Origin of the sequence: Streptomyces sp. Ru62 (assembly GCF_002920615.1) — a bacterium.
Taxonomy (GTDB): domain Bacteria; phylum Actinomycetota; class Actinomycetes; order Streptomycetales; family Streptomycetaceae; genus Streptomyces.
In genome coordinates this window covers 79469-101812 of record NZ_PQSU01000021.1, presented here as the reverse complement: position 1 = coordinate 101812, position 22344 = coordinate 79469, and the positions used below count along the sequence as shown (strand labels likewise).

16 protein-coding genes and 2 pseudogenes are annotated in these 22344 nt (G+C 72.3%); 10 read left to right on the top strand and 8 right to left on the bottom strand.

What is annotated here, in order from left to right:
- The first annotated feature begins 190 nt into the window (after window positions 1-190).
- Both C3492_RS27290 and C3492_RS27285 read left to right on the top strand, forming a co-directional pair.
- Window positions 191-1171, top strand: a complete 981-nt coding sequence (locus C3492_RS27290; protein ID WP_103814980.1) for an NAD-dependent epimerase/dehydratase family protein — start codon at window positions 191-193, stop codon at window positions 1169-1171.
- 29 nt (window positions 1172-1200) lie between these two features.
- A complete protein-coding gene (locus C3492_RS27285; RefSeq protein WP_103814978.1) occupies window positions 1201-2409 on the top strand; it encodes a glycosyltransferase family 4 protein in 1209 nt (402 codons plus the stop codon).
- A gap of 284 nt (window positions 2410-2693) precedes the next feature.
- Here the strand turns inward: C3492_RS27285 and C3492_RS27280 are convergent.
- Together C3492_RS27280 and sigJ are read right to left on the bottom strand one after the other, a co-directional pair.
- A pseudogene (locus tag C3492_RS27280) lies at window positions 2694-3147 on the bottom strand (transcriptional regulator); the annotation flags it as partial.
- Window positions 3148-3290: 143 nt separating this feature from the next.
- Complete coding sequence (gene sigJ, locus C3492_RS27275; protein ID WP_103814975.1) at window positions 3291-4205, bottom strand: RNA polymerase sigma factor SigJ; 915 nt, start codon at window positions 4203-4205, stop codon at window positions 3291-3293.
- Between the two features lie 178 nt (window positions 4206-4383).
- Here sigJ and C3492_RS27270 point away from each other — a divergent pair, with 178 nt between their 5' ends.
- A complete protein-coding gene (locus C3492_RS27270; protein ID WP_103814973.1) occupies window positions 4384-4794 on the top strand; it encodes a cupin domain-containing protein in 411 nt (136 codons plus the stop codon).
- A 10-nt stretch (window positions 4795-4804) separates the two neighbouring features.
- Here the strand turns inward: C3492_RS27270 and C3492_RS27265 are convergent.
- From C3492_RS27265 to C3492_RS27250, 4 genes and pseudogenes are all read right to left on the bottom strand, one after another.
- A pseudogene (locus tag C3492_RS27265) lies at window positions 4805-4900 on the bottom strand (IS5/IS1182 family transposase); the annotation flags it as partial.
- A gap of 235 nt (window positions 4901-5135) precedes the next feature.
- A complete protein-coding gene (locus tag C3492_RS27260; protein WP_258055911.1) occupies window positions 5136-6347 on the bottom strand; it encodes a glycosyltransferase family 4 protein in 1212 nt (403 codons plus the stop codon).
- On the bottom strand, window positions 6344-6904 hold the full coding sequence (locus C3492_RS27255) for a DapH/DapD/GlmU-related protein (RefSeq protein WP_103814971.1): 561 nt from the start codon (window positions 6902-6904) through the stop codon (window positions 6344-6346). Before C3492_RS27255 ends, C3492_RS27260 begins: the two co-directional genes overlap by 4 nt.
- Window positions 6905-7053: 149 nt before the next feature.
- Window positions 7054-8415, bottom strand: a complete 1362-nt coding sequence (locus C3492_RS27250) for a sugar transferase (protein ID WP_103815085.1) — start codon at window positions 8413-8415, stop codon at window positions 7054-7056.
- Window positions 8416-9198: 783 nt separating this feature from the next.
- Between C3492_RS27250 and C3492_RS27240 the strand changes: the two genes are divergently transcribed.
- From C3492_RS27240 to C3492_RS27225, 4 genes are all read left to right on the top strand, one after another.
- Window positions 9199-10134: an alpha/beta hydrolase gene (locus C3492_RS27240; protein WP_103814969.1), complete on the top strand. Its 936-nt coding sequence runs from the start codon at window positions 9199-9201 to the stop codon at window positions 10132-10134.
- Between the two features lie 123 nt (window positions 10135-10257).
- Complete coding sequence (locus C3492_RS44255; RefSeq protein WP_146075727.1) at window positions 10258-10479, top strand: hypothetical protein; 222 nt, start codon at window positions 10258-10260, stop codon at window positions 10477-10479.
- Between the two features lie 851 nt (window positions 10480-11330).
- Window positions 11331-12965, top strand: a complete 1635-nt coding sequence (abc-f, locus tag C3492_RS27230; RefSeq protein WP_103814967.1) for a ribosomal protection-like ABC-F family protein — start codon at window positions 11331-11333, stop codon at window positions 12963-12965.
- Between the two features lie 79 nt (window positions 12966-13044).
- Window positions 13045-14700 carry an ABC-F family ATP-binding cassette domain-containing protein gene (locus C3492_RS27225; protein WP_103814965.1) on the top strand — a complete coding sequence of 552 codons (1656 nt, stop codon included), beginning with the start codon at window positions 13045-13047 and terminating at the stop codon, window positions 14698-14700.
- 185 nt (window positions 14701-14885) lie between these two features.
- Here the strand turns inward: C3492_RS27225 and C3492_RS27220 are convergent, their stop codons facing one another.
- Window positions 14886-15311: an organic hydroperoxide resistance protein gene (locus C3492_RS27220; RefSeq protein ID WP_103814963.1), complete on the bottom strand. Its 426-nt coding sequence runs from the start codon at window positions 15309-15311 to the stop codon at window positions 14886-14888.
- 319 nt (window positions 15312-15630) lie between these two features.
- Between C3492_RS27220 and C3492_RS27215 the strand changes: the two genes are divergently transcribed.
- Window positions 15631-16521 (top strand): helix-turn-helix domain-containing protein, encoded by an 891-nt coding sequence (locus tag C3492_RS27215; protein ID WP_103814961.1) that lies wholly within the window; start codon window positions 15631-15633, stop codon window positions 16519-16521.
- Window positions 16522-16641: 120 nt separating this feature from the next.
- On the opposite strand, the gene C3492_RS27210 is transcribed toward C3492_RS27215, so the two are convergent.
- Window positions 16642-19764: a tetratricopeptide repeat protein gene (locus C3492_RS27210; RefSeq protein ID WP_146075726.1), complete on the bottom strand. Its 3123-nt coding sequence runs from the start codon at window positions 19762-19764 to the stop codon at window positions 16642-16644.
- A 185-nt stretch (window positions 19765-19949) separates the two neighbouring features.
- On the opposite strand from C3492_RS27210, the gene C3492_RS27205 reads away from it, so the two are divergent.
- Together C3492_RS27205 and C3492_RS27200 are read left to right on the top strand one after the other, a co-directional pair.
- The gene (locus C3492_RS27205) at window positions 19950-20855 is read left to right on the top strand and encodes a hypothetical protein (protein WP_146075725.1); all 906 of its coding nucleotides are present in this window, start codon (window positions 19950-19952) and stop codon (window positions 20853-20855) included.
- A gap of 140 nt (window positions 20856-20995) precedes the next feature.
- Window positions 20996-21628, top strand: coding sequence for a DUF6461 domain-containing protein (locus C3492_RS27200; RefSeq protein ID WP_146075724.1), 633 nt, complete (start codon window positions 20996-20998; stop codon window positions 21626-21628).
- Window positions 21629-22344 lie beyond the last annotated feature (716 nt).

Here is a 22344-nt window from a genome sequence, read left to right as displayed (position 1 = left end):
GTTATAGCGCCCGTCCACCATGAAGCCGTACAGGCGCGCGCGAATCCGGGAGCCGCGCGCGGCCGTCCGCTCAGCACCGTCATCGGGTGACGCGGGGAGGCCGATCGGCGTGCCATTTGCCGAAAATCAGGACAAATGTGCATTGCTTTATCGTGCCAGGTCATCCGATCTTCGGACAGAGGAGTTGCCCATGGGCAAGCAGGTCGACGTCGTCGTTGCCGGTGGCGGGGGATTCATCGGAGGCCATCTCGTGGGCTCCCTCCTGGCCCAGGGGCTCACCGTCCGCTCCATCGACATCAAGCCCCGGGACCAGTGGTACCAGGTGCACGACGCCGCGGAGAACGTGATCGCCGACCTGTCGCTGCTGGAGAACGCGCGCGCGGGCGTCCGGGGCGCACGGCAGGTGTACATGCTGGCCGCCGACATGGGCGGCATGGGCTTCATCGAGAACAACAAGGCCGCCTGCATGATGTCGGTCCTGACCAGCACCCACATGCTGCAGGCCGCCCACGAGGCCGGGGTGGAGCGCTACTTCTACTCCTCCTCCGCCTGCGTCTACGCCGCCGCCAGGCAGACCGACCCGAACGTCACCGCGCTCCGCGAGGAGGACGCCTACCCGGCACAGCCCGAGGACGGCTACGGCTGGGAGAAGCTCTTCTCCGAGCGCATGTGCCGCCACTACACGGAGGACTACGGGTTCACCACCCGCGTCGCCCGCTACCACAACGTCTACGGCCCGCACGGCACTTGGGCCGGCGGCCGGGAGAAGGCCCCCGCCGCGGTGTGCCGGAAGGTGGCCGAGGCGGTGCTCTCCGGCGACCACCGGATCGAGATCTGGGGCGACGGCCTGCAGACCCGTTCCTTCATGTACATCGACGACTGTCTGCACGGCAGCCAGATGATCATGGAGGGAGACAGCGGCGAACCGGTCAACCTCGGCTCCTCGGAGCTGGTGACCATCAACCAGCTCGTCGACATCGTCGAGAAGATCGCCGGCATCCACTGCGAGCGCAGCCACCGGCTGGACGCCCCCCAGGGCGTACGCGGCCGCAACTCCGACAACACCCTGATCCGCGAGATCTACGGCTGGGAACCGTCGGTCTCCCTGGCCGACGGACTGGAACGGACCTACGCGTGGGTCTACGACCAGGTCAAGCGCTCCCACCAGTGACGCCCGACGCGTCGCGAGGACACGAGACGATGAGGATCCTCGTCCACGACTACAGCGGCCACCCGTTCCAGGCCCAGCTGAGCCGGGAGCTGGCACGCCGCGGTCACCAGGTCGTCCACTCGACGTGCACGGCCTACGTCTCCGGCAAGGGCGACCTCGCCGCACCCGCCGCGGGCCTGCGCTTCGCCACCATCGGCGACGGTGTCAGACTGCGCAAGGACGCCTACGTCCGCCGGCTCGGCCAGGAGACCCGGCTGGGTCTCGAACTGGCCCGGCAGGTGCGCCGCGAGAAACCCGACGTGGCGCTGCTGTCCAACATGCCGATCCCGGTCCTGGTGGTGACCGCGGCCGTCCTGAAGAGGCTGCGCATCCCCTGGGTGCTGTGGCACCAGGACGTCACCGCGGTCGCGCTGAAGAGCTTCGCCGCCGCCGATGTCGCCAAGTCGATGGGCCTGGCGGCCAAGGTGTTCGAGGCGGGCGAGAAGTGGTCGGCGCGACAGGCCGCGGCCGTCGTGGTGATCGCCGACTCGTTCGTACGGGTCCACGAGCAGTGGGGCACCGCAGGCAAGGTCACCGTCATTCCCAACTGGGCGCCGCTGGACGAGATCGTCCCGGTGGCACGGACCAACGGCTGGTCTGCGGAGCACGGTCTGCACGACGTGCGGACGGTGCTGTACTCCGGCACGCTCGGACTGAAACACAACCCCGAGCTGCTGGTGCGACTGGCCGAGCGACTGCGCGAGCAGGGAAGCCCGGTACGTCTCGTCGTCGTCAACGACGGCCCCGCCGTACCCGTCCTCAGGGACGCCGCCGCGGCGCGGGGCGTCGACCTGACCCTGCTGCCCTTCCAGCCCTACGAGCGGCTGCCCGAGGTACTGGGCACCGGTGACGTCCTCGTCGTCCTGCTGGACCCGGGGGCGGGGCAGTTCTCGGTCCCGTCCAAGACGCTGTCCTATCTGTGCGCCGGGCGGCCGGTGCTCGGCCTGATGCCCGCCGACAACCTCGCCGCGCGGCTGCTCAGGCAGGCGGGGTCGGCGGTCTTCCCTCCGCAGGAGTCGGCACTCGACGGTGCGGCCACCTGGGTCCGGGAGGTCCTGTCCGACCCGGCCCGCGCCGAGCGGCTCGGCAAGGAGAGCCGCGCCCTGGCCGAGCGGGAGTTCGCCCTGGAGGGCTGCGCCTCCCGCTTCGAGGACATCCTCCACAGCGTGAGCGCCGGCGGGAACCGCCGCCGGCCCTGAACGAACGCCTCCCGCCACGGGTGCGTTCACGGCCCGGCGCCGGGGCCTGTCCGCGAGCACGGCCCCGGAGCGCGGATCCGGTCCGGCGGGGGACCGGCTCCGACGTAAGTGGTCGTTCTGTCTCTTTGGTCAGCGCCGTGCCCGGATGAGGATGGCGGCGAGGTGGAGGGCGGCCTGGTAGGCGATGGCGAGTCTGTCGGTTCGTGTGGCCAGGCCGCGCCACTGCTTGAGGCGGTTGATGCACCGCTCGACGGAGTTGCGCTGCTTGTAGGCGTCCGCGTCGGAGCCGGGCGGATGTACGGCCGCCAGGTCCGGCCGGGACAGCGCCCGCCACGGCTGCCCGGGCCGCCAACCCTCACCACGGGGCCGCTCACGGAGCCTTCCGATACCGCCCTTTACGGTCGCTTTGATCGCTGAGACGACGATCGCGAGGTCCGGGTCGCGGTCCTGGTAGCCGTCCATGGCGGCCAGGAAGTCGGCCGGCTCCATGTCTGCGTGGACACCGAGGTCAGCCATCGTGGCGAGGTGGGCGTCGCGCAGCCGGGTGTACCAGCCGTCCAGGTAGCGGCTGGGCAACAGGTCGCCGTCCAGCTCCACCCATTTGTCCTTGCCGACCTTCACCCGCGACAGGTCGACGTGGGACAGGTCCGCCAGCCAGGACCCGGGCAGCTTCGCATCGAACACCGGCGCTGTGACGCGGGTGGGCGCGCCACATCTGAAGTCGACCGTCAGGCCATGGCCGTGGCCCACAGCGCCATGCGAAGGCGTCTACCAGGGTGTGCCTTCAGAGCGCATTTCCGCGTCCGGCTCGAAGCCCCCGCAGACTGTCAATCCCCAGTCGCCGTCTCCCGAGTATCGGATGACCATGTGCCGGACCGCTCTCAGGGACGCCCCGTGGGCCTACGAGTCGACCGCTCGTAAGCCCTCAGCTTGTCGGGTGCCAGGACCCAGTACAGCCGGTCCACACCGTCCGGTCCCACGGTGACGCTCACCAGAGCGACCGTGACCCCGTTCTGGACGAGCAGCAGACTGGGCAGGCCGTTCGCCTCGGCCACGCTGTACTCGGCGCCGGGGAAGAACTTCTTGGCGAAGGCAGTGACCCTGGCCACGTGCTCGGCTCCCACGATCGCCACCCGTGCCACACCGCGCATGCCGTTGCCGTCCGCGTAGGCGACCACGTCCGCCGAGAGCACGCTCTCGAGCGCGGCGACGTCACCGTGCTGCGCGGCGGCGACGAAGGCCTCGACCAGCCGTCGGTGCTGGGCCGCCTCGACGGGTTCCCGGCGCTCGGCGGACAGGCGTTTGCGGGCCCGGCTCAGGATCTGCCGCGTATTGGCCTGGCTCAGCTGGAGCATGCCCGCGATGTCGTCGTACGCGTAGCCGAACGCCTCCCGCAGCACGTAGGCCGCCCGTTCCACGGGGTTCAGCTTCTGGAGTACCAGCAGCACGGCCAGCTCCAGCGCCTCGCCGCGCTCCGCGCCGACCTGCGGATCCACACTGGTGTCCACGGGCTCCGGCAGCCACGGCCCCACGTACGCCTCGCGGCGAACCCGCGCCGACTGAGCCACGTTGATCGCCAGACGTGTGGTGATCTTCGCCAGGAACGCCCCGGGATTCCGCACCGCGCTCCGGTCGGCGCCCTGCCAGCGCGGCCACACGTCCTGCACCACGTCCTCAGCCTCGGACACGCTGCCCAGGATGCGGTAGGCGATACCGAACAGCTGTGGACGCAGTCGCTCGAACGCGTTCGCTGCTTCGTCGAGGGAGCCTTCGGTGAGCTGCTGATGCTCGTCCATGGTGCCGATGCCTCCGCGGTTCAGCCGTCGTGCCCCCAGGAGGGCGTACCTCCGGCGCGAGGACGGCCCACCCGCTGCGATTCTACGGCGGTCGCATTCGCGGCTTCGCCGCGTGGGCTGTCACAGACAGGGAGGCCGTCCTGTCCTTCCCCTGGACAGTCCCTGCTAGGAGGAGAACATGAGCGCTGAGCCCGCACACCTGCCCCCGGGCGTCGAGGTCATCGCGGCCCTGCCGGAAGCGGCCGCCCGGATCCCGGCCGGCGCCGAGGCCAGGACCATCCGGGTCACCCTGCCGCCCGGTGACCCCGGTGCGCCGCCGCACCGGCACCCCGGGCCGGTCTTCGGCTACGTCACCCAGGGCGAGATCCTCTTCGAGCTGGAGGGGCAGCCGCCCCGGGTGCTCAAAGCCGGTGACGCCCTCTTCGAGCCTGGGGGCGACGTGATCCACTATCAGGGCGCCAACAACCTTCCGGACGCGCAGTCACAACTCGTGGTGACCATGTTCGCGCCGCCTGGTACCCCGGTTCTGACCGTGGTCGGCGCGGAGGAACTGGCCGAACGACAGCACCTACGGGTCGCCCGGCCCTGATGACCACGCCTCAGCGTCGGGTCCAGATGAGGATGCCGGCGAGGTGGAGTGCGGCCTGGTAGGCGATGGCGAGTTTGTCGGTTCGTGTGGCCAGGCCGCGCCACTGCCAAAGAGACACGCGCTAGGCGTACGCGGTGTGCGCTAACGGACGTGGCCTACGCCTGTCGGTTCCCCGCCGGGCGGTCTCCCGTCGGTCGCGAGCCCCCGCGCCCGGACCCACAGGGTCAGGCGACCCCGGCGTGCGCGGAGCGCGGGCGCGGACTTGGCCGGGCCTCTGCCCGGTACCCGCCCGTTGCCCGCCCCCCCCGAGCCTGGCCTGGGCCGGCGGATGGGCTCGGGGGTCAGCCGACCGGGTTCGGTGTGACCGGCTGCTGCCGGGGGTGGCTGTCGAGCGGGCGCAGCTCGTCGTGCGTGCCGCCTCGGCCGGCGGGCTCGTTCCGGCGGCTCCCCAGGTAGATCTCCTCCAGCCGGTCCACCACGGCGCCGATGGAGTAGACGTCCTCGACCACGCGGCGGCCGGCTTCCGCCATCCGGGCGCACAGCTCCGGGTCGCCGAGCAGTCGGCGGACCGCTGCCGCCATGGACTCGGGACTGCCGTCGGTGACGAGGGCGGCGCCACGGCGGGCCAGTTCGTCGGCGATGCCACAGGTGTCGGTGCAGACCACGGGCGTGCCGGCGGCCAGCGCCTCGATGACCGTCATGCCGAACGGCTCGTTCACGCTCGCCAGCACATGGACGGCCGCCGTCCGGTAGGCCTCGCGCGCCTCGGCGGGGTCGAGCGCCCCGCCGTAGCGGACGACGCCCGCGGGTCCCTGCTCGATGAGCCGGCGCACGGCGGGCAGCGATCCGTCGTCCGGGCCGTACAGCGTGAAGCGGGCCTCGGGCACCTCCTTGTGGACCAGCGCGGCCATCTCCACGAACGCCTCCGGGCGCTTACGGGGATGCAGCCGGGCCAGGAACAGCACATGCGGCTCGCGCGGCCGCCGCGGCGCCGGTTCGGGCGGGCCCGGCTCGATGCCGTTGGGCAGGACGCGCAGCGGCGGACCGTCCGGCCCCAGCACCCGCGCCACCAGTCCGCGCTCCTGCTCGGTCAGGACGCAGCAGGCGCGCGCCCGGCGCAGCAGCGGCAGGTACAGCAGGTCGAACAGCCGGACGGGGAGCGCGGTGCGCGGCTCGACCATGCCGTGCGTCTGCGCCACACACGGCACCCGGCGCAGGGCGGCGACGGCGAGGGCGGAGAGGGAGACCAGGTCGCGCCCCGCGTGGACGTGCACGACGTCGGCGCCGCGCATCGCCCGCCACAGATCGCGTACGAGGAGGGGGTGCAGCAGGCCGATGAAACCCCGCCCCGGCAGCAGCGTACGGGCGGGACGCGAGCGCAGCCGGACGGCGCCGACGCGCTCCGGTGCCGGGCCGCTGCCCCGCCACAGCGACATCAGCGCGACGTCGTGACCGCGTGCGGCCAGCTCCCGCGACTGGGCGACCGCGACGCTCGGCGGACCGCCGAAGGCTCCGTCGTCGCTGATGAGCGTGACGACGTGGAGCAGTCTCATGCCGTACGTCCCTTCGTCGTCAGGACCTCGCCGGGCGCGAGGTCCCGGTGGGCGACGGCGCCGGCGCCCACCACGCCGCCCCGGCCTACCGTGACACCGCGCAGGACGACGGCACGGGCCGCGACCCAGCTGCCCGGCTCCAGCCGAACAGGGCCGTTGTCGAACTCGAACGTGACGGAACCGGCGCGATGGCTGCCGGTGCACAGCAACGCGCCCTGGGAGACGCAGCAGTCGCTGCCGATCGTGACGGGTTCGAGGTTGAGGATCCAGGCTTCCTCGCCGATCCACACGTCGTCGCCGATCTCCAGCTTCCACGGCCAGTGCACCCGCACCCCGTGCCGGATCAGCACCCGCTGCCCGACCCGGGCGCCGAAGGCGCGCAGCAGCACCGGCCGCCAGCGGTCCGGGCACCACCATTTGACGAAGACCAGGTGGAGGACGGCGAACCAGGCGGCCTGCACGAGCAGGGGGCGCCCCTTGTCGTATCCGGCGCCGGTGAAGCCGCGCAGGGATCGCTCGACGACGGGCCGGTGCGGGACGGCTGCGGTCTGCGCCATGACGGTGTTCCTTCCGGTTCCTTCCCGGCATCCCCCGGAGGGCCGAGGCGTTCGGCTCGGTGGTCCTGCGCGTGATCCTTCATGCCCCGGCAGGCGAACCCGCCGCGATCGGCGCGTGTTGGCGGCAGGCTTGCCCGGATGGCGGAACTTCAGTAGGCGCCCTGGCCGTTCAGCACCGCGCGTACGGTGCGGGCCATCACGTTCATGTCCATGGAGGGGGACCAGTTGTCGACGTAGCGCAGGTCGAGCGAGACCGTCTCGTGCCAGGACAGGTCCGACCGCCCGCTCACCTGCCACAGCCCGGTCAGCCCCGGCTTGACGTGCAGCCGGCGCATCTCCACCGGGTTGTACCTGACGACCTCGTCCGGCACCGGGGGCCGCGGGCCGACGAGGGACATGTGGCCGAGGAGGACGTTGAACAGCTGGGGCAGCTCGTCCAGCGAGTAGCGGCGCAGGACGCGTCCCACGGGCGTGACCCGGGGGTCGTGGCGCATCTTGAACATGTGGCCGTCGTTCTCGTTCGCCGCCTCCAGCTCGTCCCTGAGACGGTCCGCGTCGACCACCATCGTGCGGAACTTCCACATCGGGAACGGCGTGTTGTACTGCCCGACCCGGATCTGGCGGTAGAGGGCGGGGCCGGGGGAGCCGAGCCGCACGGCCAGCGCCAGCAGGAGCAGCAGCGGCGAGAGCAGCACGATGAGCAGCAGCGCGCCCATGCGGTCCACGGCCGCCTTCAGCAGGGCCGGCATGCCACGGCGCAGCGGCGGCGAGATGTGCAGCAGGGTGAGCCCGGACGCCGAGGTGAGCCGGACCCGCCGACGGGCGACCTCGACGATGCCGGGCAGCACGACCATCGGGCAGCCCCGGTCGTGCACCGACCAGGACAGCCGGCGCAGCCGCTCGCCCGACAGGTGCGGGCCCGGCGCCACGAAGACCAGGTCGGCGGAGAGTTCGTCGGCCGCCCCGAGCACCGTGGTGGCGTCCTGCCCGGGGGTCCCGGGCTCCTCGCGGGGCAGTCGCGCGTACACGGGGACACCGGAGAGCACCTCGTCCTCCCCGACCGGGCAGCAGCCGACGATCACGTACTCGTGGTCGGTGCGCTGGGCCAGCTGACCGACCACCGCGTCGATCGTCGGGCCCTCTGCGACCACCACGACATGGCGCAGCGCGCGGCCACGCCGGCGTGCGGCGAGGAGATGACGGTGGATCACCTTGTGGCAGGCCGCGGTGAGGACCAGCGCGGGGATCAGCGCCGTGAAGGCTTCGGCCGGCACGCTCCCCAGCCCGCACAGCACACGGAGCGTCGCCAGCGCGCCGACCAGCAGCAGCCAGTCCCTCAGAACGGCTCCCAGGCCGCCGCCGTCACCCCAGGCGGAGGCCGTGTACCGCTTGCCGACCACTCTGATCAGCGGCCACGCCAGGGCGGCCACGGCCGCCAGACGCAGGGGGTGGGGCTCGTGGACCTCCACGATCGCCGCCGTGACCGGCAGTGCCGCGCCGGCCAGGTCCACACAGACGGACAGGGGGCCGTACCAGTGTGCGTGGGTGCCTTCCGGATGGGCCGGCCGACGCGACACGGGGACCGGGGCCTGTCGGGTCGCCGCGATTCTGAAGGGCCGCATGCCTCTCCTTAGAAGCTCCAATCCCAGACAACCGGCGCGGCCGCAGCGCCCCCTCCGGAACGGTCACGCCTTCACGTGATCTTTATATCAAGCAATAGTCATCTATGTCCGATTTGCCTACCGCCTCAGGTCTACTACGTCCTGCTCGTTCCGCCGGCCTGCCGGCGCCGGAACCGGATCGCCGGGCCGACGGGGCGACGAGGGCGGTCAGCGTAGGTGGCGGCCGGTGCGCCGACCAGGTGGATGCGCGCGGCGCGCTGCACGAAACGCCACCGGCCGTCCTGACGTACGAAGCGGTCATGGCAGCGCGCCGCCGCGAGGGGCTGAAGTGGCGGATCGTCCAGCGCCGCGGGACGGTGACGTCTGCTCCACGGCCGCGCGTCCCCCCGAGCGCGTGCCTCGGCCGCCGATGAAGACTCCCTCCGCGAAGAGCCGGCCGAGTCCCGGCAGGTCAGAGTGATCTCCCAGGGGACAGGGGGACGGTCAGGGGGAGTTCAGGAGTGCAGCGGCGGAGGCGCGAAGGGGGGCACGTTCTTTCCCGGGCAGACATCTGTCTCTTCCGCCCCTGCGGGGACCGGTGGACCGTGAAGGCGTGCCCGGCACGGACGGTGCGGGCACCGGGCCCGCCTCCCTGGCGCGGCGCCGCACCCCACCGTTCCAGAGGAGTGCCCCATGACCAGGAGTGATGTCGGCTTCGACAGCGCCGGTGTCCGGATCGCCGCGCACCTGTACACCCCGGACCCCTCCGGCACCCCGGCACCGGGTCCGTGGCCGGCGCTGGTGGTCGGTCACCCCGGGACCGGCGTGAAGGAGCAGACGGCCGGCACCTACGCGCGGCGGATGGCCGAGCGAGGCTTCGTCACGCTCGCCTTCGACGCCGCTCACCAGGGCGAGTCCGGCGGTCTGCCCCGCGGACTGGAGGACCCCGCCCAGCGCGTGGAGGACTTCAAGGCCGCCGTCTCCTACCTCACCACCCGCGCCGAGGCCGACCCCGACCGGATCGGCCTGCTGGGCATCTGCGCCTCCGGCGGCTACGCGCTGACCGCGGCCGGCAGCGACCACCGGGTCAAGGCGCTGGCCACGGTCAGCCCCGCCGACGTCGCCCGCCAGTTCCGCCTGGGCGCCGACGGCACCCAGGACCCGGCCGTCTTCCGGAGTCTGCTCGACGCCGCCGCCCGCGCCCGCACCGCCGCCGCCCGCGGGGAGGACCCCGGCGTGATGACGGTGTTCCCCGAGACCGCGGAAGAGGCCGGTGCCCTGGGCGGCGAGCATGGCATCGAGGGCTTCGAGTACTACCGCACGCCCCGCGGCCGGCACGAGCGGTCCGCAAGGTTCCTCGCCTGGGAGAGCATCGACAGGCTCGCCGCCTTCGACGCCTTCCACGCCGTCCCGCTGATCGGCGACCGCCCCCTGCTCCAGATCGTCGGCGAACGCGCCGTGACCTCCTGGATGGCCGTCGAGGCCCATCAGCGCGCCACCGGGCCCAGGGAACTGCACTGGATCGAAGGCGCCAGCCATGTCGACCTGTACGACAAGAAGCAGTACATCGACCCCGCCGTCGACAAGCTCACCACCTTCTTCACCGCCCACCTCGCCGCCAACGCCTGAGTCCGGCGAGCGTTGGTGGAACCCTGGGAGCCGGCGGCGGCCGGGTCTTCCGGGTGGCCCCCAGGGCGACGGCACCTGGGCTGACCCGGACTGACGCGGCAGCCGAGTACGTTCGGGGGCAAGATGCTCGCCGCACTCCTCCAGGCCCGCTCGCTCGTCCTGGCCGCAGGAGACGACACCGACCACGGCGTGGAGATGGGCATGGTCGTCGTCATGGCGAGCCGCCACCGGAATCGGCGCCGCCTTCCGCAGCGCGTACGGACAACCCGCCGGGGCCCTCCTCGCGAGCCAGGGGGCCCGTGCGGCGACGACGACCCGCGTCGACCCGGCGACCCCGCCGCCTGACGCCTGTCGAGTAGGCGCGTCGAGGGAAGCGGCGGGATAGGCTTGCCCGCATGGGAGACATACGTACGGCGGGGCCGACGGGCTTCAGGTAGCCCGCCAGGAGATGCCTGGCGGTCGCTGCGAACGGAGTCCCGTGACACGCACCGCCCACCACCTTCCCCCCGCGCACAGCCGGAGCGCGCACGACCGCTCGCCGGGGAAACCCTGGCGTTCCGTTGTTCTCCACGACCTCAGGTACAGCGTGCAGAGCCTCACCGATGCGGCACGAGAGTCCCGAAGGCCCCAGCCTCGCCCGGTCCGCCGTGCGGTGGATGTCCACTCGTTCGCCCGACACCAGCGGGACCGCTCTGTCGCCCAGTGGTCCGCGGTGGAGGAACGCCGGGCGCGACAGCGGCTGCGAGCCCAAGTGGGGACTCTTCTGCGGCTGGTGAACGGCACCGCCGACGAACTCGCACCCGATGCCGCGGACATGGTGGACATACCCCCGGCGCCACGTGCCGCACGGGGCGGCGCCGGCCGGCCGGGCTGACGTGTGTGAACACGGGTCGAACCGTCACCACATACGTCACCGGTTAAATCGGTGACGATGCTGTCATGTGCCCCAGGGGCTGTCAACGGCCCGGCCGGCCAGGACTCGGGAGCTGTTACGCTGTCAGCGACGTAGACCGTGTAACGAGGAGTCGCAGACGTGGTGGGTGACGACGACATCTCCGGGTGAGATCCGGATCTGACGGCCACCGGACGCGCCGAGGAGCGCAGCCGAGGTGGTCCGTTTCGTCGTACCCCCTTCCCATACGTCTGCCCAGGGCAGAGGTCTCTTCCCTGCCCGTGATCCGTCCGAGGTCACCCCCATGTCCGACGTCGCCGTCGTCTGCTCGAACCTGTCCTTCGCCTGGCCCGACGACACCCCCGTCTTCCACGACCTGTCCTTCACCGTGACCGCCGGCCGCACGGGCCTGGTCGCCCCCAACGGCTCCGGCAAGAGCACCCTGCTCAAGCTGATCGCCGGTGAACTGAAGCCCGCCACCGGCTCCGTGTCGGTCAGCGGAACGCTGGGCTACCTGCCGCAGAGCCTGCCCCTGACCGGCGACCTGACCGTCGCCGAGGTCCTCGGCATCGCCGGCGTGATCCGCGCCCTGGACGCCGTCGAGTCGGGGGACGTCAGCGAGGAGCACTTCACCACCATCGGCGACGACTGGGACATCGAGGAGCGCACCCGCGCCCAGCTCGACCGCCTGGGTCTCGCCGACCTCACCCTGGACCGCGGCCTGAGCACACTCAGCGGCGGTCAGGTCGTCTCCCTGGGCCTCGCCGCCCAGTTGCTGAAGCGCCCGGACGTGCTGCTGCTCGACGAGCCCACCAACAACCTCGACCTCCGGGCACGGCACAGGCTCTACGACGCGCTCTCCGACTTCACCGGCTGCCTGCTGCTGGTCAGCCACGACCGCGCGCTGCTCGACCGCATGGAACGCATCGCCGAACTCGGCAGCGACGAACTGCGCTTGTACGGCGGCAACTTCACCGCGTACGAGGAGGCCGTGCGCGCCGAGCAGGAGGTCGCCGAGAAGAACGTCCGCAACGCGGAACAGGAGCTGAAGCGGGAGAAGCGGGAGATGCAGCAGGCCCGCGAACGCGCCGAGCGCCGCGCGAGCAACGCCGCGCGCAACCTGAAGAACGCCGGTCTGCCCCGCATCTTCGCCGGCAACATGAAGCGCGGCGCCCAGGAGTCCGCGGGCCGGGCCGGCCAGACGCACGCGGCCCGGGTCAGCGAGGCCAGGGCCCGCCTCGACGAGGCCGGACGCGCGCTGCGCGAGGAGCAGCGCCTCACCCTGGAGCTGCCCGACACCCAGGTGCCCGCCGGACGCAACGTGTTCACCGGCGCGGGGATGCAGGTCCGCCATGGCGACCGGCCCGTGTTCGCCGACGGCGGGGTCGACCTGGCCGTCCGCGGCCCCGAGCGCATCGCGCTCACCGGGCCCAACGGCGCCGGCAAGACCACCCTGCTGCGGCTGGTCACCGGCGAGATCACCCCGGACAGCGGGGAGATCAGGCGCAACGACGGCCGTGTCGCCTACCTTTCGCAACGCCTGGACCTGCTGGACCTGGACCGCACCGTGGCGCAGAACTTCGCCGCGTTCGCCCCGGAGCGGCCCGAGGCCGAGCGGATGAACCTGCTCGCCCGCTTCCTCTTCCGGGGCGCCCGGGCCCACCTGCCGGTCGGCGTCCTGTCCGGCGGCGAACGGCTGCGCGCCACCCTGGCCTGCGTGCTGTGCGCCGAGCCCGCCCCGCACCTGCTGCTGCTCGACGAGCCGACCAACAACCTCGACCTGGTCAGCGCGGGCCAGCTGGAGAGCGCGCTCCACTCCTACCAGGGCGCCTTCATCGTGGTCAGCCACGACGAGCGGTTCCTCGCCGAGATCGGGGTGAACCGCTGGCTGCGGCTGGCCGACGGCAAGCTGCTGGAGACCGGAGCGCCCGCGGTGTGACCCGCCGGCGTGTGAAGGAGCCCGCGACCGAGGCCGTGCGCCCGGCGGGCCGACCACCGATCACGTTGGACGGATCCCCATGCCCCGACCCGCTCTGCTCGCCTACGACCTCGTCCGCGTCCTGGGAGGCCGGCGCGTCCTCGACGGTGTCTCCCTGACCGCCTCCCCAGGCCATCGCATCGGTCTGATCGGGGAGAACGGCGCCGGCAAGTCCACCCTGCTGAGGGTGCTGGCCGGCATGGACGAACCCGACGCGGGGAGCGTCACGCGCCCCGCCGATCTCGGCTTCCTGCACCAGGAGATGCCCTTCGACGGCGGCTCGACCATCGCCGCGGTGCTCGACGAGGCGCTCCGCGAGGCCCGCGAGGACCTGGCGGAACTCGAACGGCTCGGCGAGGAGCTGGCCCGCGTCCCGGAGGGCGACCCCGGCCATGCGGAACTCCTCGACACCTACGGCAGGCGGCTTGAGCGGGCCGAGGACCGTCAGGCCTGGGACGCCGACCGCCGCGCGGCGCTGGTGCTGGACGGACTGGGTCTCGGTGCCCTCCGGCACGACCGCACACTCGGCTCGCTGTCCGGCGGGCAGCGCGGCCGGCTCGCGGTGGCCGCGCTGCTCGTGCGCAGGCCGTCGGCGCTGCTGCTGGACGAGCCGACCAACCACCTCGACGACGGCGCCGCCGCCTTCCTTGAGGAGCAGGTCCGCGGCCTGCCCGGGGCCGTGGTCGTCGCCAGCCACGACCGGGCGTTCCTGGACGCCGTCTGCACCGATCTGATCGACCTCGACCCCGCGGTGGACGGCCCGGTCCGCTACGGCGGCACCTACAGCGCCTATCTGGGGGAGAAGCGCGCCGAGCGGGAACGCTGGGAGCGGCGGTACGCCGAGGAGCGGCAGGAGCTGGAGGAACTGCGGTACCAGGCGGGCGTGACCGCGCACCGCCTCGCGCCGGACCGGGAGCGGCGCGACAACGAGAAGATGGGCTACGGCCACCGGGCGGGCCGGGTGCAGAACCAGATCTCCCGCCGGGTGCGCAACGCCGTCCGGCGGCTGGACGAGCTGGAGCGCACCCGCGTCGCCGAGCCGCCCCGGCCGCTCAGGTTCGCGGCCGGGGAACTGTCCGCGCCCGCCCCGGAGGGCCCCCGGCCCCTGGTGTCCCTGCGGGACGTCCGGGTGCCGGGCCGGCTGGCGCTCGATGGTCTGGAGGTGACGGCGACGGACCGGCTGCTGGTCACCGGCGGCAACGGGGCCGGCAAGTCGACGCTGCTCGCCGTGCTCGCCGGACGTCTCGCGGCCGAGGGCGAGGTGCGCAGGCGGCGCCGTCTCACGGTCGGGCTGCTCACCCAGGACACCGCGTTCGACCGGCCCGACCGCACGGTCCGCGACACCTACGAGCAGGCGCTGGGCGCCGAACGGGCCGAGAAGGTGCCGCTGACCTCGCTCGGTCTGCTGCACGAGGCGGACCTGGACAGACCCGTCGGGCAGCTGTCCGTGGGGCAGCGCCGGCGGCTCGCGCTGGCCCTGCTGGTGGCCCGCCCGCCCGAGCTGCTGCTGCTCGACGAGCCCACCAACCATCTGTCCCCCACCCTGTGCGACGAACTGGAGACCGCGCTCGGCCCCGGCCCCGGCGCGATCGTCGTCGCGAGCCACGACCGCTGGCTGCGGAGGCGCTGGCAGGGCCGCGAACTACGGCTGGAGCAGGGGGCGCGCGCGGCGCGAGGAGGGGACGACGGCCCGTAGCCGCTGCTGACCCCGCCCGCCGGGCACCGTTCGGGTCCTGGTCCCCTGGTCCCCTGGTCCGCGCCCGGTGCGCAAGGTGCCGTAGGGGAGCGGGCGCACCGCCCGGGTTGACCGGGCCGATGGTGGCGACGCCGGGCGGGTCCCGTGCGGGAAGGGCACGGGACCCGCGGTCGGGCAGGGGCGCGTCAGGCGGCGGTGGCGTTGATGGTGACGGGGATGTTGTCGCGCGTCGCCTTGGAGTACGGGCAGATCTGGTGGGCGGCGTGCGCGAGTTCCTCGGCGGTGGCCTGGTCCACGCCGCCGAGGACCGGGGCGAGGACCGCGGAGAGGGAGAACTCCCCCTCGTCGCCGTGGGTGAGGGTGATCTCGGCCGTGATCGTGGTGCTGGTCAGCCGGATCTTCCGCAGGGTGGCGGCGCGGCGGAGGGCGCCGAGGAAGCAGGCGGCCCAGCCGGCGGCGAAGAGCTGCTCGGGGTTGGTCGCGGTACCGGCGCCGCCCAGCTCCTTCGGCAGGGCGAGGCTGGTCTCCAGCAGGCCGTCGGAGGACTGGACGCGGCCGCCGTTGCGGCCCTCTCCGTCGACGTCGACAACGGCGGTGTAGCTGACTGCCATGGCTGGGACTTCCGATCTGGATCGATGGGTCTTCGGCGTGCACCTCCTGACCAGGACGCCAATGCATCACCGGTCTAGGAGGTGACGCAAGCATGGCAGTCCCGCCCGTCACCGGTCAAGGTGGTGACGGACCACACCTCCGCCCGGACCGCCGTGGATGCCGACAACCTCAGAACACCAGTTCGACCACCTCTTCACAGCCTTGACAGGTGACTGAGTGAATGACAGGCTCATCACCAGTCAAGACGGTGACGCATGTCGACACCACCCCGATCCCCGCCGACACACCTTCCAGGTGTGCGCCACGAAAGCGGATGGCATGGCCTCACACGTGGACCCCCGCGCACTCGGCACCTTCCTCAGAGCCCGTCGGGCACAGCTCACGCCACAGCAGTGCGGCCTGCCCGAGGCGGGCTCCGCCCGCCGCGTCGCGGGACTGCGCCGGGAGGAGGCCGCCCGGCTCGCCGCGATCAGCGTCGACTACTACACCCGGCTCGAACAGGGGCGGGTACGCGCCTCCGCCCCCGTGCTCGCCACCCTCGCCCGAGCCCTGCGCCTCGATGACGACCAGCAGCGATACCTGTACGAGGTGGCCGGCCGCAGCGACGCACGGGCCGCTCGCCCCCGGCCCGCCCAGCAGGTACGGCCCGCCATGCGACGCCTGCTCGGCCAACTCCGCGACACCCCCGCGCTGATCCTCGGCAGGCGCCTGGACATCCTCGCCTGGAACCAGGCAGCCACGGCCCTCTACACCGACTTCGCCGCCGTCCCGGCCGACCGGCGCAACTACCTGCGCCTGCTGTTCACCGACCCCACGATCCGCGGCATGCACCAGGACTGGGAGCACGACGCCCGTGACGCCGTCGCCGCCCTGCGCATGGAGGCCGCGGCCGGCCCGGACGACACCGACCTCGCCACTCTCGTCGGCGAACTGACCGCCCAGGACCCCGACTTCCGCACCTGGTGGGCGGAGCACCGCGTCAGCAGCGCCAGTCATGGCACCAAGCGCTACCGTCACCCCCTCGTCGGTGACCTCACCCTCGACTGCGACACCTGGACCGACCCCGACGGCTCCGGACAGCGCCTCATGGTCCTGACCGCCGAAACCGGCAGCCCCTCCCACGCCGCGCTGCGCATCCTCGCCTCCTGGACCCACGACCCACAGCCGCACGACACCCGGGCGGGCGACGGGAGTGCGCCGCCGCGGTGAGGGGGGCGACGACGTGTGTTGCCCTTGGACCTGGCGTGATCCGCACCCCACGGGCGCGGCGGCGTCCGGGCCCGGCTGGTTCAGGGCCCGACCGTGTGCGCCGGGGCACTCCGCACCGTCTCACAGACCCGTGGCCGACAACCGGTCCAGTTCCGCCTGTGCGGCCAGCGTGTCCGGGTGGCTCTCGCCGAGCACCCGGGCGCGGTCGTCGCGGACCTCCCGCAGCAGCGCCGCGGCGCCCTGGACGTCCCCCTGCCGCGCGACGACCTGGGCCCGCCCGAACCGGGTCCTGATGACCTCGGGATGGAGCGGGTTGCCGTAGCGGGCCAGCCGCTCCTCCAGCAGAGCGTCCAGTTCGGCGAGCGCGACGGCCGGGTCGCCCAGCTCGGACTTGAGCATGGCCATGTTGAAACGGGTGATGAGCACGGCGGGATGGGTGTCACCGAGCGCCTTCCGCTGGTCCTCCAACAGTGCCTCGTGCAGCGCCAGGGAGCCCGCCGGGTCGCCCAGTTCCCAGGTGTAACGGGCGATGTTGAGCCGCGCGAGCAGCGTGTTGGGGTGGTCCTCGCCGCGGATGCGCCGCACGTCCGGCAGCAGCGCGCGGAAGCCGTCGAGTGCTTCCTGCCGCCGCCCGGACTCACCGAGGAACTTGTAGATGTTGAAGCGGCTGAAGAGCACCTGTGCGTGGTCCTCGCCGAACACGGCGATCCGGTCCCGCAGCAGCTCCTCGTGCAGCGCCAGCGCCGTGTCGTACTGGCCCAGCATTCCGTGCCAGTACGCGATGTAGTGGCGGCTCTCCAGTACTGCCTGGTCCGTCGGCGCGAGCACGCGGCGCTGGTCCTCCAGCAGTTCCTCGTGCAGTCCCAGGCCCCGCGCCATGTCCCCGCCCCGGCCCGTCCAGTACGCGATGTCGTGGCGGTTCTTCAGGGTGCGGGGGTCGTCGGCGCCGAACACCCGGATCTGGTCGTCGAGTACGTCCTGGTGCAGTCGTACCGCGTCGGCGAAGTCCCCGATCTCGCCGGTCGCGTACGCGATGCGGTACCGGACCTCGAGCACCCGGGGATCGTCATCGCCGAGCACGCGGCGCTGGTCCTCCAGCAGATCGCGGTACAGCTCGCGGCTGCGGCCGTAGGCCCCCGCCTTGCCCGTCCAGTAGGCGGCCCGCTCCCGCGCATGCAGGGTGACCGGTGAGTCGGGGCCGGGGCGCTCCGCCAGCCGGTCCGCCCAGGCCGCCCACCGGGCCCGGTTGACCGTCGCCTCGGCCGCCGGACGCTGCTCCAGACATTCCAGCAGCCGGTCGTACAACGCCGGTTCGTTCACGGCCGCCTGCCACAGGTGTTCCGGCTCCGCCTGCTCGGCGTAGGCGTGCAGGGGGTCCTCGGGCGCATGATGATCCATGGGGGCCATGATCTCAAGCACCCGGCACAGGGCCGCATGGCCGGCCACCAGATCCTCCTCCTCCCGCACGTACTCGATCAGGGAAGGGTGGTGCACGCCGAACAACTCGGTTCCTGTCGGGTGCGGTGAGCGCACCACCAGCCCCGGCACCAGGTCCAGTACCTGATCCAGTGCCGCCTCGTCCACGGGACCGCCCAGCTCAGCGGAGGCCCGCGCGAGCAGGGGACGGGGCAGCGTGGGGCTCGGCCCGGCGGCGGCAGCCACGACCAGGACGGTGTCGAGCCAGCCGCCGCGCCCGCCCTGGACCTGCGCCCTCTTGGTGAGCAGCGTCTCCCGGTACATCTCGGTGAAGGACACCCGGCCGGTCCGGGCCAGGGGGCCGCTCTCGCCCAGCACCCGGGTGACCTGCCAGTTCCCGTCCGCCTGCTGGAGGATGGCGTTCTGTGTCCGCCCGGACGCGTGCTGGGCCGTGCGCAGGTAGGCCCGCAGCTGCTCCTCCCGGGGCGCGGGGACCGGCGCCCGGTGCCAGTCATCGGGCAGCGGCACCCCGTCCCGGACCGTCGCGACCACGCCGAACCACTCCGGCGCCGCATCGGCCAAAGCGGCCAGTTCACGGACGAGCCCAGGGCGGTGCGGAGCGTCGACCTGATCGAGTCCGTCCACGATCACGCGCACCGGATCGCACGGCTCCATCTGCCCGAGCGGCCCGCCGATCTCGGCCACCGCGCGCGGCAGCAGCGTCCGCCGGCTCTCCGGCACACGGGAGTCGTACGCCTTCTTCGCATCGGCGAACCCGGGGAGGTACTTCTTCAGCTGGTCGGACAAGAGCGACCACACCGAGCCGGCGGTCCAGCGGGTGGTGTCCAGGCGGACGAGCCCGCAGATGGCCGGGGCACGGTCCGCCTCCTCCGGCGGCAACAGCTCCGCGCGGCACAGCGCCGAGGCGAGCGTGGACTTCCCGGTGCCCATGGTGCCCAGCACGGCGACCAGCCGGTTCCGGCGGACCGCCCGGACGAACTCCCCCAGTTCCACGGGCGGCTGGAAATACCGCAGCGGCGGCATGAGCACCCCTGCGTCGACCGACCCCGCCAGCACACTCAGCTCCCGCTGGTACGCCACGTTGCGGGCGAGCCAGGCGTCGTGGGGGGACTCCGGAGCGCCCCCGCCGCCGTCGTACGAGGTGGCCTGCGGCACCTGCCGCGTCAGGCGGGCCTCCACCGCCTGCCGTACCGACCGGGTGCGCAGGATCTGTTCGAGACGGATGTCCCCCTGCCGGACGAGCCGGTTCAGAGCCCCCGAGAACTGAAGTCCGTAGGAAACCCGGCCGTCCGAGGACGTCAGCAGTTCGATCCTCCGCCCGGTCTGCATGGCGGGTTTGAACCACCTCTGCGTGGCGAAGAGCCCCGCATACCCCGACAGACACGCGTCGATGACGACTGTCAGCTCACGGACGCCACCGTGGCGACGCACCAGCTCGCCCAGCCCGGAGGGGAGGTCGAAGGCGGTCTCGGGACCGGGCGCGTCAGGGGTGGAGCGGACCGGAAAGAGGAACTCGCCCTCACGGACGACGTGGCCGTGCCCGAGGAAGCCCAGCACCAGGGGCACTCCGGCGGCCGACGCCTCCTCGAACGCCTCGGCCAGCACCGAGGTCACCTCGTCCACCGTCTGCGGGTTCATCAACAGGCCGTCGCCGGACGCCGGTTCGCAGTCACCGCGCAGCGGATCCAGCAAGAGCTCCCTCAACTCCGCCGCGTACGCCTCCAGCAGATCCAGCCGACTCTGCGGCTTCTCCTCTCGGGCGTCCCAGTGGGAGGCGATCACCAACGCTCTGCGCTCATCCGTCACGCGGGCATTATCGGGCAGGGGCCGGTCAACTCACCATGGAATGCCGAGGTGTTGGGAAGGGACTCCACCGACGAGGAACTTTCTGCCCGCCGCCGCGCGTCTTGGCGACGGACGGACGGACGGACGGACGGACGGACGGAACGGACGCGCACGTGCACGGCACGGCGCCGGTCGAACGGAGACACATGGCTGAGCTGGTCATGGTGCACGGCATCGGTCCCGAGGAGGAGACCGAGGTACAACTGCACGGCGACTGGATGCGCGCGCTGGCACGGACCCTGCGGGACAACGGCCGTGCCGAGCAGGCCGCCCGCCTGGAGGACGGTTCCGTCACAGCGGCCATGGCGCACTACCGCCACCTGTACGCGCCGTACGTGCCGCGGGACGACTGGGACGTGCCGCTGTCCGCCCCGATGGCGGCGACGGGCGAGGACGTCGCCGCAGACATCATCGACAACATCCAGCAACACGCCTCCGATCCGGCGGCCCGTGCCGAAGCCGCCCGCGCCCTGGACGAACTGCGCGCCGATGTCGGCGCCGAGCAGGGTCCCACCGAGCCGCTGCGGATGTTCGTCGCGATGCTCGGGCGGCTCGGCCCCGTCGCCCGCTCCGGGTTCGCCGCGCTCAGCAGCACCGGCGTGTTCCACCTCGGACAGGTGGCGGCGTACCTGAACGACGAGACCGTCCGCGAGGGCGCGATCGAGGCCGTGCTGTCCCGGGTGACCCCGGACACCAAGGCGGTGCTCGCCCATTCCCTGGGCACCGTCGTCGCCTACGAGGCCCTGCACCGGCTGGAACAGCCGCTGCCGCTGCTGATCACTTTCGGCTCCCCGCTCGGCCTGCGCTCCATCATCCGCCGGCGGCTGCGCCCACAGCCACTGCGCTCGCCAGGCCATGTCAAGCGCTGGGTGAACGTCGCCGACCGCGATGACTTCATCGTCGCCACGCTGCGGCTGCGGACCCTGTTCCCGGACGACGACGCCGTGCTGGAGCGCACCCGGCTGGTGAAGAACCGGAACACGAACCCGCACGCGGCCGTCGAGTACCTCAAGCACTGGCAGACCGTCGAACCGCTCGCCGAGCTCCTGTGACGCGCGCCGAGGCGTTGATTCGCCGGCGCGTCCTGGCAGTCCGCAGCGCTGGGAAATTGGGCGGGAGCACAAGGCCCACGGGTGCATGAGGCACGGGCTCGCCGCATGCGTTGTCAGAGGCGGCGGTCAGGATGACGGTCATGACAGACGGAATGACCTGGCTCGCTGACCGGCAGTCCATCGCGTTCGGGGGATACCACGTGGTACTCGCCCGCGGACTCTCCCCGGACGAACTCGCCGAGCGTCTCGCGGCGACCCTGCTGTACGACACGGAGCACATCGTGGTGCCGGTCGGGGAGCACACGGGTTCCTCGCTGCTGGAGCTCATGGACGACCAGTACGACGTCGGGCTGCGGCTGGGCTCCGCGGGGGTCTGGACGTACGCGGTCGCGTACGGCGGCTGGCAGGGCGAGTTCGGGCCCATGACACCGGTCTCGCGCGACGGCGCGCACGTCTGCCTCCTGGAGTACGAGGAGGAGAACGGCAAACCGGTGCCTCCCCAGTTCGCCTGTTTCCACGACGGTCGTCTGCTGGCCGCCTTCAACCTGCACCTGGACGGATCATGGGGGTACGAGAAGGTGGAAGGGGAGCCCGCTACGGCCGCTCGACTGCAGGAGCGGCTCACGGCCGCCGGTCTGCCGGACCCGGAGCGGGACCGGAGGGAGGTCCACCGGGCCGCGCTGGGCGTCGTCTCGGAGTTCTTCGGGCTCTCGCTGCCGAGGGCGCCGATCGTGAGCGGGACGCTGCGGGCCGTTCTGCTGGAACCGGCGTGACCCGCACTCGGACGGACCCGTCCGTCGAAGACCGCCGCGTGACGGGTGCGGGACGGTTGCGGGACGGTTCACGGCGGTCCTTCCCGACCGTGCCGGCCCGCACGGGACATCTCCTGCCGCACCGGGAATGCTCGCCGGGCCGGTGTGGTTGAGGGAGACGTGATGGTGAAGGGGACAGTGTCCCCGGGCCTCATCCATTGCCTGCGGGGACGATCGTTCGGCTGAAGCCCCGCAGAGCGTCTCGCCGTGTAGGCGACCGCCCTTCACGATCACACCCTTCGGAGGGTTCAGCCCCGGCCGGCACCCCGGCCGGGGCTTCCTCGTCTCGGTCGCGGCTGCCGAGGGGCCGGGCCGGCAGTGAATGCAGGCCGGTACCTGCCGGGGCGGGGCATCGCTCGCGGCAGCGCGAGAGCGGAGGAGGCCGAGACGAGGCCGCCCAGGAGCAGGTGGTCGGCACCAGTTCCGGTCCGCCCACCCCGGTGTCGACCACATCGCCTCATCGACGGTGACCGCCCGGTTGTTGCGGTCCCGGGTACGCCCCGGGGAGGGGCGCGCCTCCACCGAGGCCGGTCCGCCGCCGACCGACGGACCGGTGGGCGGTCGGGGCCCGGTCCGGCCGGCGCGGGGTGCCGCCGCCCAGGTGGCCGGCCGCACCGCCGGCCCGGTCTCCGCCATGGACCAGCCGGCGTCCCGCGCCCACACCCGTGATGCGCTCG

Excerpts from the sequence above, each read along its gene's own strand:
- C3492_RS27205 (WP_146075725.1), top strand. The coding sequence starts at position 19,950 with ATGGCTGAGCTGGTCATGGTGCACGGCATCGGTCCCGAGGAGGAGACC.
- C3492_RS27240 (WP_103814969.1), top strand. The coding sequence starts at position 9,199 with ATGACCAGGAGTGATGTCGGCTTCGACAGCGCCGGTGTCCGGATCGCC.
- C3492_RS27290 (WP_103814980.1), top strand. The coding sequence starts at position 191 with ATGGGCAAGCAGGTCGACGTCGTCGTTGCCGGTGGCGGGGGATTCATC.
- C3492_RS27200 (WP_146075724.1), top strand. The coding sequence starts at position 20,996 with ATGACAGACGGAATGACCTGGCTCGCTGACCGGCAGTCCATCGCGTTC.
- abc-f (WP_103814967.1), top strand. The coding sequence starts at position 11,331 with ATGTCCGACGTCGCCGTCGTCTGCTCGAACCTGTCCTTCGCCTGGCCC.
- C3492_RS27260 (WP_258055911.1), bottom strand. The coding sequence starts at position 6,347 with ATGAGACTGCTCCACGTCGTCACGCTCATCAGCGACGACGGAGCCTTC.
- C3492_RS44255 (WP_146075727.1), top strand. The coding sequence starts at position 10,258 with ATGCTCGCCGCACTCCTCCAGGCCCGCTCGCTCGTCCTGGCCGCAGGA.
- C3492_RS27220 (WP_103814963.1), bottom strand. The coding sequence starts at position 15,311 with ATGGCAGTCAGCTACACCGCCGTTGTCGACGTCGACGGAGAGGGCCGC.
- C3492_RS27215 (WP_103814961.1), top strand. The coding sequence starts at position 15,631 with ATGGCCTCACACGTGGACCCCCGCGCACTCGGCACCTTCCTCAGAGCC.
- sigJ (WP_103814975.1), bottom strand. The coding sequence starts at position 4,205 with ATGGACGAGCATCAGCAGCTCACCGAAGGCTCCCTCGACGAAGCAGCG.
- C3492_RS27285 (WP_103814978.1), top strand. The coding sequence starts at position 1,201 with ATGAGGATCCTCGTCCACGACTACAGCGGCCACCCGTTCCAGGCCCAG.
- C3492_RS27225 (WP_103814965.1), top strand. The coding sequence starts at position 13,045 with ATGCCCCGACCCGCTCTGCTCGCCTACGACCTCGTCCGCGTCCTGGGA.
- C3492_RS27270 (WP_103814973.1), top strand. The coding sequence starts at position 4,384 with ATGAGCGCTGAGCCCGCACACCTGCCCCCGGGCGTCGAGGTCATCGCG.
- C3492_RS27255 (WP_103814971.1), bottom strand. The coding sequence starts at position 6,904 with ATGGCGCAGACCGCAGCCGTCCCGCACCGGCCCGTCGTCGAGCGATCC.